7 protein-coding genes are annotated in these 9,814 nt (G+C 44.4%); 3 read left to right on the forward strand and 4 right to left on the reverse strand.

Features of this window, described 5'->3' with window-relative positions; all coding sequences use genetic code 11:
- Positions 1-45 precede the first annotated feature (45 nt).
- Positions 46-1,620 carry an ABC-F family ATP-binding cassette domain-containing protein gene (locus OCV20_RS06890; RefSeq protein ID WP_086775865.1) on the reverse strand — a complete coding sequence of 525 codons (1,575 nt, stop codon included), beginning with the start codon at positions 1,618-1,620 and terminating at the stop codon, positions 46-48.
- A 495-nt stretch (positions 1,621-2,115) separates the two neighbouring features.
- Here OCV20_RS06890 and OCV20_RS06895 point away from each other — a divergent pair.
- Positions 2,116-3,320, forward strand: a protein-coding gene (locus OCV20_RS06895) for an IS3 family transposase (RefSeq protein ID WP_157372747.1) whose coding sequence is annotated in 2 segments (ribosomal slippage) — positions 2,116-2,503 and positions 2,503-3,320 — 1,206 coding nt in all. Because the reading frame shifts where the segments join, the coding sequence is not laid out codon by codon here.
- A 94-nt stretch (positions 3,321-3,414) separates the two neighbouring features.
- On the opposite strand, the gene OCV20_RS06900 is transcribed toward OCV20_RS06895, so the two are convergent.
- From OCV20_RS06900 to OCV20_RS06910, 3 genes are all read right to left on the reverse strand, one after another.
- Positions 3,415-4,002, reverse strand: coding sequence for a TetR/AcrR family transcriptional regulator (locus OCV20_RS06900; RefSeq protein ID WP_086775420.1), 588 nt, complete (start codon positions 4,000-4,002; stop codon positions 3,415-3,417).
- On the reverse strand, positions 3,999-5,435 hold the full coding sequence (locus tag OCV20_RS06905) for a coniferyl aldehyde dehydrogenase (RefSeq protein ID WP_086775421.1): 1,437 nt from the start codon (positions 5,433-5,435) through the stop codon (positions 3,999-4,001). The genes OCV20_RS06900 and OCV20_RS06905 overlap by 4 nt, the downstream gene beginning before the upstream one ends.
- A gap of 189 nt (positions 5,436-5,624) precedes the next feature.
- Positions 5,625-6,329 carry a class I SAM-dependent methyltransferase gene (locus OCV20_RS06910; protein WP_086775422.1) on the reverse strand — a complete coding sequence of 235 codons (705 nt, stop codon included), beginning with the start codon at positions 6,327-6,329 and terminating at the stop codon, positions 5,625-5,627.
- 442 nt (positions 6,330-6,771) lie between these two features.
- Between OCV20_RS06910 and speA the strand changes: the two genes are divergently transcribed.
- Positions 6,772-8,661, forward strand: a complete 1,890-nt coding sequence (gene speA / locus OCV20_RS06915; RefSeq protein ID WP_181360316.1) for an arginine decarboxylase — start codon at positions 6,772-6,774, stop codon at positions 8,659-8,661.
- Positions 8,661-9,587, forward strand: a complete 927-nt coding sequence (gene speB / locus OCV20_RS06920; protein WP_017105806.1) for an agmatinase — start codon at positions 8,661-8,663, stop codon at positions 9,585-9,587. Before speA ends, speB begins: the two co-directional genes overlap by 1 nt.
- Positions 9,588-9,814: the final 227 nt, after the last annotated feature.

Here is a 9,814-nt window from a genome sequence, read left to right on the forward strand (position 1 = left end):
GAAGAATACTCGCCCAACTAAACTAAGTGAACGAATTTACGAAGGTTAAAGCTGTATATGGTTTTGGCTAACGCCGACCTCCTCAACAAAGTCGCTATCATGACTGACCAAGATGAATGCACCCTGGTATTCACGCAGAGCCGAAGCCAATATTTGCTTTGAGTCTATGTCCAAGTGATTGTCTGGTTCATCAAGTAGAAGAAGTGGGGCATTCTGTTTATGGCTGACGATCAACATCGCCAACTTCATTTTCTCGCCACCACTGAGGTGATCGACTTTTCGATATACCGAGTCTCGCCTGAATCCAATTCCCGCTAGCAGGGTTCGCGCGTCGCTCTCTGCTAATCCAAAGCTGTGCGTCATTAAGCTATCGAACATCGTATCGTTGGTGTCTAACAGTCCAAAGTGTTGATCTAAATAGACGGTCGCCCCCAAGCGCTTAATCGAGCCTTTATAATTGGCGTGTTGACCGTGAATCGCTTTTAACAGTGTCGACTTTCCACACCCGTTAGCACCGGTTAGATAACACCGTTCCCCTTGTGATAAAGAGAAACTGATTGGCGCACCAGAGCCGTAAATAAGGCGGCAGTTTTCAACGGTTAACAAAGAGCTCTTTTTACTGCTTTTACTTTGTTGTAGATACAAAGCTTGTGGTTTCAGCCGTTCCTTTTGTTCTTTAAGCGACTGAAGTTTATGTTGGTTTTGGTCAATGAGATTCCTTTGGCTTGTCGCAGACGCGGCTTGGCTTTGTCCTGCTTTATCTTTCATCGCATCCAATAAGATCTTGGGTTGGCTACCTGACTTTCTGAGTCGGTTTCCCTGAGATTCTCGCTGCTGTGCCTTTTCCTTGTTGGCTTGAGCTTGACGCTCGAGTCGTTTCTTTTCAGACTTATGATGCGCAATCTGTTTCTCTAGCGCTTCGCTTTGGCTAGACACTTGTTTGAAGTAATCATCATAATTTCCTTTATAGAAACGCACACCCAAGCTGTTGAGGTGGTAGATCCCCTCCATTTGTCTCAATAAGCTTCGATCATGGCTGACGACAAGTACCTTACCTTCAAACAACTGGCATTGTTCTAGTAGCCAATTGCGTCCATCGTTATCCAAATGGTTCGAAGGCTCATCGAGGATCAGTATGTCGTTATTTGATACGAACAGCTGATGAAGCTGTAGCAAGGCGAGTTGTCCACCACTCAAAGAGCAACAGGGCGTGTTCAAATCACTAGTGATCTTTAATGCACCTAGCAACTGCTGGGTACGTGTCTCTAGATCCCAATCATCGCCAATGATATTGAAGTGCTGCAATTCACAGCTACCTTGTTCTATGGCGCTTAATGCTTCCAACTTTTCGGTGAGCCCTAAGAAGTCAGCGATGGTGATGTTGACATCCAGTAGCTTTGATGGTAACTGAGAGTAAAAGCCGATTGAACCTTGGCGCGAAACACTGCCTGTTGTGGGCTGTATTTGTCCAACGAGCAATGAAAGCAACAATGATTTTCCAGCCCCATTTCTTCCGACTAGGCCGGTGAGGCGAGTGCTCAAATTAAAGGTGATCTCTTTGAATAACCACTCACCAGTATCGAGTTGGAATGAGAGATTATTGGCTAATATAGTAGGCATAGAAATACCTCCCTTTACGTGTAAACGAGTAAAAGGGGTGAGGCGCTTTTTCTATATAGAACCCTACACAGAATTCTATGTATAGATCGCCAAAGACGTTACTTAGGTAGCGTACCAATCAAAGATAGGAAATAGAGTGCTGATCTGATTTCTGTCTTTAAGGTGCTGATCTTAAAGATGTAGCTTGTCAAAAAACGGATCTTTAAGAGCTTGATTTGTCGCGAAAATAGATGACGAAGTAACGCCCACTAACCCCGAGTGTCCAAATGATTTTTAAAAAATAAATCGGATGTCAGGATGTTAGTACTTCATTATGGCGTTATTCTCTTTTGAAATGATGGTGGAATGGTACTGAATACGGGCTTAGAAAGTCAACAGGGTGAAGTGATTAAAATGTACCCAAATAATAAAAGCGCCGATGAGACGCTTTTATTGATTCGATTGTACCGTCCTAAATATGGTTGACACATTTCCAACATGAAATTGGAGAGTGTCATGAAAACAACAAGTAGACGTACTCAACGAGATTATTCTCTTGCCTTTAAATTGGCAGTCGTAAGCCAAGTTGAAAAAGGCGAAATGACTTATAAGCAAGCTCAAGAACGTTATGGGATCCAAGGTCGCTCTACCGTTTTAGTTTGGCTTCGCAAACATGGTCAACTAGATTGGTCTAAAGGAATAGAACAATCGAGAGCGTTAGGAGCGACTATGTCAAACTCTTCCTCAACTCAAACCCCAGAGCAACGAATCAAAGAACTCGAGCAGCAATTAGAAGAAACTCAGCTCAAAGCTGAGTTCTTTGAAGCGGTTGTAAAAGTCATGGATCGAGATTTCGGAGTCCGAATCTCAAAGAAGCGCAAGGCCGAGTTATTAAGGAAAAAACGGTCAGAAGATTGACCGTCACTAAAGCTTGCCACTTCATAGGTATTACACGACAAGCTTTCTACAAGCGCTGTGTTGCAGAAATTCATCAGACAAAGAAAGATGAATCCGTACTCGGTTTTGTGAAGGAGCAAAGGATGATGCACCCTCGTATAGGGACTCGTAAGATCAAGTATTTACTTGCTCAGAACGATATTGAAATCGGGCGAGACCGCTTATTCTCTCTGCTGAGAATGAATCGATTATTAGTACAGAATCGAAGGGCTTATCATCGAACTACAAACAGTAATCATCGCTTTTACTGCCATCCAAATCGAATTAAGGAAGGCTTAATCCCGGAAAGACCAGAGCAATTATGGGTTGCCGATATTACTTATCTAGCAACGCGGCGTGGTAGTACTTATCTCAGTTTAGTGACGGACGCTTACTCAAGAAAAATCGTGGGCTATCACATAAGTGATGATATGAAAGCTCGCACGGTCAAGCAGGCCTTTTTAAACGCGTTGAAAGGGCGGAAGAATACAGGTGAGCTTGTCCATCACTCAGATAGAGGTGTTCAGTACTGCTCTGTTGAATACCAAGAGTTGCATCGACAGTATGGTGTATCTTGCTCAATGACTGATGGCTATGACTGTTATCAGAATGCGTTGGCAGAGAGGATCAACGGAATACTGAAGATGGAGTATCTGTTGAATAAGCCTAATGATTTAGATGAAGCAAAGAAAATGGTCGCTGAATCAGTAAAAATCTATAATGAATATAGGCCTCACACAGCTCTAAAATACAAAACGCCCGATGAAGTACATCGAGCGTTTTAGTCAATCAAGTGTCAACCCATATCAGGACGGGTCAGATGAAACCTGACACTGCTAAATGGCAGGCTATTTAACTTATAGCTTGCTGATAATCTAGCTAACAGGACGACTGAGCTTGACCACCAATAGCACGCCAGCACATATCAAAACTGTCGTTGATGTACTTTTCTGACTGCTCTGGCTGCGGCTCTTGTTGATCAATAAGCCAGTTCGCACAGATCAAAAAGTGGCTATGGATGAAGTGTCTCACGAGATTAATGTCTAACACCATCAACTCTTCGGCTTGCTGTCCTTTCAAAATGATGTCATCGAGTGACGCAAACATCTGCGAAACAATGACTTCACGAGTTTGAGTCGTTGGGTCGAAATGAACATTGGTAAAGAACTTCATCGCAACCGGATTTTCTAATGCCCATTCAATCCCTGTGCTCCACATGAACTTAAAGGCTTGGTAGCGATCTTCTACTGCCACATCAGTGTGCGGTTGAAGGGTCGAGAATAGCTCTAGCTTCAGCTCGCGAAATAGCTCATCAATCAATAGAGATTTGTTCTCGAAGTGGTGAAACAACGTCGCTTTTGCCACGCCGGCTGTTTTCGCTATTTGTCCGGTAGATGTGCCCTCTAGCCCTTGTTGAGAGAAAAGCAGGAGTGCAGCATCTAGGATTTTTTGTCTTTTGGTGATCATCTATTGAGTACTTTGAACATCAGTTTCTTGATTGGGTTGTTGTAAGGAGGATGCATTAACTTGGTGAAGTTGATTTTTCCTCTGCTTAGAACGGTTTTGGCATGGCTAAAGGTCTTGACGCCTTCAATGCCGTGATAGTGTCCCATGCCTGAAGGGCCAATGCCACCGAACGGCGCGTCTTCTGCAACCACATGCACCAAAGAATCATTAATACATACGCCGCCAGAGTGCGTGTCTGATAAAAACTTGTCTTGGGTTTCTTTATTATGGCTCATTAAGTACAGAGCCAGTGGGCGTTCTCTCTCTGTGATGTAGCTGATTGCTTCTTCGATGGAATCATAAGGCACGATAGGCAGAACAGGACCAAACAGCTCTTCTTGCATCGCGAGCATCTCATCGTTCACTTCGGTGAGAAGGTGCGGCGTCATTCTGTGGTTTACATCGTCCTGTGCTTGTTCGGTTACCGTGTGAATAACCGCGCCTTTGGCTTGTGCGTCTTCAATGACACCTTTCAAGCGATTGTATTGGCGCATGTTGATCACTGAGGTTAAGTCTTTGCTCTCAATACCGGCTTTATAAAGCTTCTTGAAATAACGCTTATAAGCTGTGATGAACTCGTCCGTTTTTTCTCGCGGCAATAAGATGTAATCAGGCGCTACACATATTTGGCCAGCGTTTAAGCTCTTGGCAAATAGGATACGTTCAACAGCGTCCGCCACATCAAAGTCAGGGGCAATGATGGTTGGAGATTTGCCGCCTAATTCCAAGGTAACTGGTGTTAAGTTGTTAGCCGCTGCTCTCATAACGTGTTTACCCACAGCGGTTGAGCCTGTGAAAAGGATATGGTCAAACGGCAGTTGGCTAAATTTAGCGGAAACGTCAGCTTCACCTTCGATAATCGCAACCTGATCTTCACTAAAGCCTTCGGCCAACATCGCTTTTAAAACTCGGTTGGTCGCTGGAGTAAACTCCGACATCTTGAGCATCGCCGTGTTGCCCGCTGCTAACGCTGTGATCAGAGGCCCTAAAGAGAGCATGACTGGGAAGTTCCATGGAACAATGATGCCCACAACGCCCACAGGTTGATAATGAACCGTGATCTTTGCTGGCGTTAGCATCAAACCAGCTTTACGGCGTGATGGCTTCAACCACTTCTTAAGGTTCTTCACGCTGTAATTGATCTGGTGAAGAGAAGGGGTGATATCAGCAATCAAGCTGTCGTGCTTTGCTCGATGGCCATAATCTTCAGATACTGCCTCAATCAACTGCTCTTGATAGCGTATTAACAACGCTTTTAGTACTGAGAGATCTTTTCTTCTCTGCTCAAGCGTAGGGTTAACATTATTGCGGTAGTGATCTTTTTGTCGGTTGAACATTTGATCCATGTCGTTGGTGCTCGACGTGTTTGGTTCAAGGTCTAGATTATGGCTCATAGTATCCCCTAAATTCGAAAGCTGACCGATTGGTTGGTCAGTTAAAATTACAAGAAGATCGAATCGAATACAAGGTATGGACGAGAAAAGTTTATTTTTTGTTCAGTTGAGCGGGTGCTGAGTTGAGATGGTTAGGAAGATAAAAAGTGCCTTTGACGCAATCAAAGACACACGCGATTTACTTGCGGGCTAGGTAGACACTTTTTCGCAACGCATAAAGATGAAGTTAACGTTTTTCGATAGGCGCTCGTACGTTTCTTCAGAGATGGCCTTGGCCTTCTCGTCGATTGTCCCTTCAGTGATTTGTGAAATCAGCAAGCCAGATTGGCTGACAGCTTGGCAAAGCTCGGTTAATGAACGGCGGTAGAAGCTTACCTGAACGGGTGTGTCGACCGTGTTCCACTCTTCTTGAATGAATTCGCGCTCAAAGTAGTTACCTGAAAGGGTGCACTCGAAATCCGCAAATGGGTGGTGAGTGGAAAACACGATGTAGCCGCCCGGTTTTAGAACGCGATAAATGTCATCAAAGACAGGTTTTAGATCTTCAATATAATGCAGTACTAATGGGCACACGATGACATCAGCGCTGTTATCAGCTTCTTTAGGTAAACCAAGCGCAGCATCTTGCGCGTATGCGGTCACATTGGGGATCTGTTTTCCGTTCACTAGGTCGACCATATCTTGAGATAGATCGGTGCACGTGACTTTGTTTGCACCTTGGTCAATAAACCATTGTGCGTAAATACCTGAGCCACAGCCAAGGTCGACAATGTCGAGCCCTTGAACATCGTCTAGTAAGGCTATGGTTGATGGGCGTTCTAATAGGGCATTATAAATATTATCGCGAGCAGCAGAGTCGTATTGCTTTGCGTAGGTCGTGTACATTTCAGACATGATTTAACACTCATCAATAGGTATGAGGTAACAGGATACAAGCTGTGTTGGTGATAGCGAGAGTTCAGATAGTGAAGTGCTTATATTTGTCACAACTCTGACTTAACCTCACTCAATTTACTAAAAATCTTATGGTTCCTGCACATTTTTTCTCCCTAATTTAATGTGAGAAATTGCTTTATATTTAATGCGCTTCAGCCTGTTTTTTACCCTAAAACCTTGTAATTCCTTACCTGTCACTTTAAGTCGATCTGTCGATAAAAAAACGTAATCGTCACCACAAATATCAATGGTTGGACTCGCTCTTAATAATATCGGTTAATGCAGCCAACAAATCGTTTTTGAACGCTTTTTGTTGGGTTATACCTCGCTATTCCAAAGAGGTATCTTCTGTCGATGGCCCTATAGTGTGAGGTCTCTAGAATTGGAAAATTCGGTTAATTTGGAACGCATCCGTGCTGAGTATAATGTAAAGCACTGGAGCCAAGGTTTTTATGGAATTGATGATAACGGTGAGGTGTATGTTTCACCGAGCGAAACCGATCATCAAGTTCCGCTAAGTCAGATCGTAAAACAGTTAGAGCAGCGAAATATTGGTTTGCCTGCTCTTGTGCGTTTTCCTCAAATAGTGCATCAACGTGTGCACAATATCTGTAACGCATTCAACCAAGCGATCGACGAATATCAGTACGATAACCGTTACCTACTTGTTTACCCGATTAAAGTTAACCAACAGAAAGAAGTGGTTGACGAGATCTTAGCAAGCCAAGCTCAATTAGAGCAGAAGCAACTAGGTCTAGAGGCGGGCAGTAAACCTGAACTATTAGCGGTATTGGCGCTGGCTCAAAAAGCGAGCTCAGTGATCGTGTGTAATGGTTATAAAGACAGAGAATACATCCGTCTTGCGCTTATTGGCGAAAAACTAGGCCACAAAGTATTCATCGTTCTAGAGAAGCTGTCAGAGCTTGATCTTGTTCTTTCTGAAGCGAAAGCGCTTGGCGTGAAACCTCGTTTAGGTTTGCGTATTCGTCTTGCTTCTCAAGGCGCAGGTAAATGGCAAGCAAGTGGTGGTGAGAAGTCGAAGTTCGGTTTGTCTGCATCACAAGTGCTTACCGTTATTGAACGCTTGAAAGCAGAAGATCAGCTTGATGTTCTAGAGTTAGTGCATTTCCATCTTGGTTCACAAATGGCCAATATTCGTGATGTACGAAATGGTGTGAGCGAAGCGGCTCGTTTCTACTGTGAACTGCGCGATATCGGTGCTCAATTGAAGTACTTAGATGTTGGTGGTGGTTTGGCTGTGGATTACGACGGCACACGTAGCCAGTCTTCAAACTCAATGAATTATGGCTTGCTTGAGTACGCTCGCAATATTGTGATGACAGTAGGGGATATCTGTAAGCTCTACAATCAGCCACAACCTGTGATCATTTCTGAATCTGGTCGTTCGTTGACTGCGCATCACGCTGTGCTTGTTACTAACGTGATCGGTACAGAAAGCTATTCTCCGGAAGACATGGCGGCGCCTGAAGCTGATGCACCACTGTTGCTAAACAACATGTGGAAGAACTTCTTAGAGTTAGATGCAGGTAATGATGACCGCGCGCTGATTGAGATCTACAACGACACGCAAAGTGATATCGCAGAAGCACACAACCAATTTGCGACAGGCATGCTGAACCTTCAGCACCGTGCTTGGGCGGAACAGATGTCTTTGCGTATTAACTACGAACTTAGCTCTCGAATGAGCACTAAGAACCGTTACCACCGTCCTATTTTGGATGAGTTGAGCGAGCGTTTGGCTGATAAGTTTTTCGTGAACTTCTCGTTGTTCCAATCGTTGCCAGATGCTTGGGGTATCGATCAGGTGTTCCCTGTATTGCCTTTAAGTGGTTTGGACAATGCGGATGAGCGACGCGCTGTTGTACTGGATATCACATGTGACTCTGACGGTACGATTGACCAGTATGTTGACGGCCAAGGCATTGAAACAACATTGCCAGTACCCGCGTGGAACCCAGATGAACCATACCTGATGGGCTTCTTCCTAGTAGGGGCGTACCAAGAGATCTTGGGTGATATGCATAACCTATTTGGTGATACGCACAGTGTTGTGGTGAATGTTGATGAGAGCGGAGAAGCGAACATTGATTACATCAACGAAGGCGACACAGTAGAAGACATGATGCGTTACGTTCACATTGATATGGACCTAATTCGTCAGAACTACAAAGAATTGGTAACGGCGAAAGTACCAGCGCAAGAGCAGCAAAGCGTACTTGAAGAGTTAGAGCAAGGCTTGATGGGTTACACCTATCTTGAGGATTTTTAATGAACGATCTATTTACGAAACCAGATTACTCGCTGTACTCCAATGCGATGACATTTATGCGTCGTCCTTTGGTGCAAAACCCAATCGACAACGATGCTGATGTGGTTGTATTAGGTGCGCCGCTAGATATGGCGACGTCTGGTCGTCCGGGTGCGCGTATGGGACCGGATGCGATTCGCCGTGCGTCAGTTAACTTGGCGTGGGAAGGTAAAAAATTCCCTTGGGACTTCAATGTATTTGAACACACCTCAGTGATTGATGCTGGCGACCTTGTGTTTGATTGCGGTGATGCAGAAGACTTAACTCAACGTTTAGAAGCGGCTGCTGATGCGATTCTAAATAGTGGTAAAACTCTGTTAGGTTTAGGTGGTGATCACTTCATTACACTGCCTTTGCTTAGAGCATACGGTAAGAAGTACGGTGAGATGGCTCTGATTCACTTCGACGCGCACACTGACACTTACAGTCAGGGCAGTCGTTACGATCACGGCACTATGTTCTACCATGCGCCAAATGAAGGCTTAATTTCGCCTGAACATTCAGTGCAAATTGGTATTCGTACAGAGTACAAGCAGGAAGGACACGGCTTTAACGTTATTAACGCGATGCAAGCGAACGACATGAGCGTGGACGAGATCATTGCTCAAGTGAAAGGCATTGTCGGTGATAAGCCAGTTTACCTAACGTTTGATATCGATTGTCTGGATCCTGCCTTTGCTCCGGGTACAGGTACTCCGGTATGCGGCGGTTTGAATTCAGACAAAGTGCTGAAAATTATCCGTGGCTTGCAAGGTATCAACATGGTTGGTATGGACGTTGTAGAAGTTTCTCCAGCGTATGACCAAAGCGAGATTACAGCATTGGCTGGTGCGACGATTGCTCTCGAGCTACTTTACGTCTGGACTGCAAATCGCCTTGCTAAATAATAGTGTGTCATTGCTAACAGCATAACGCTATATACTGATTTTAAAGCCCACTAAGGTTTAACTTAGTGGGCTTTTTTTGGATTCCTCGAAATATCCATTTGTAACTTCTACGCATTGTCCCTGCATACCCATTCAATACTCTAGCAGTTGTATATGTAATTGACGCCATATATGGTGTTTGAACAGTTTGTCATCAGCTTTGTGCTGAACCTTGTCTCAAATATGGG

The sequence above is a fragment of the Vibrio coralliirubri genome, from assembly GCF_024347375.1.
In the GTDB taxonomy this organism is placed as follows: domain Bacteria; phylum Pseudomonadota; class Gammaproteobacteria; order Enterobacterales; family Vibrionaceae; genus Vibrio; species Vibrio coralliirubri.

Coding starts and splice junctions, on each gene's coding strand:
- OCV20_RS06910 (WP_086775422.1), bottom strand. CDS start 6,329: ATGTCTGAAATGTACACGACCTACGCAAAGCAATACGACTCTGCTGCT.
- OCV20_RS06905 (WP_086775421.1), bottom strand. CDS start 5,435: ATGAGCCATAATCTAGACCTTGAACCAAACACGTCGAGCACCAACGAC.
- speB (WP_017105806.1), top strand. CDS start 8,661: ATGAACGATCTATTTACGAAACCAGATTACTCGCTGTACTCCAATGCG.
- OCV20_RS06890 (WP_086775865.1), bottom strand. CDS start 1,620: ATGCCTACTATATTAGCCAATAATCTCTCATTCCAACTCGATACTGGT.
- OCV20_RS06900 (WP_086775420.1), bottom strand. CDS start 4,002: ATGATCACCAAAAGACAAAAAATCCTAGATGCTGCACTCCTGCTTTTC.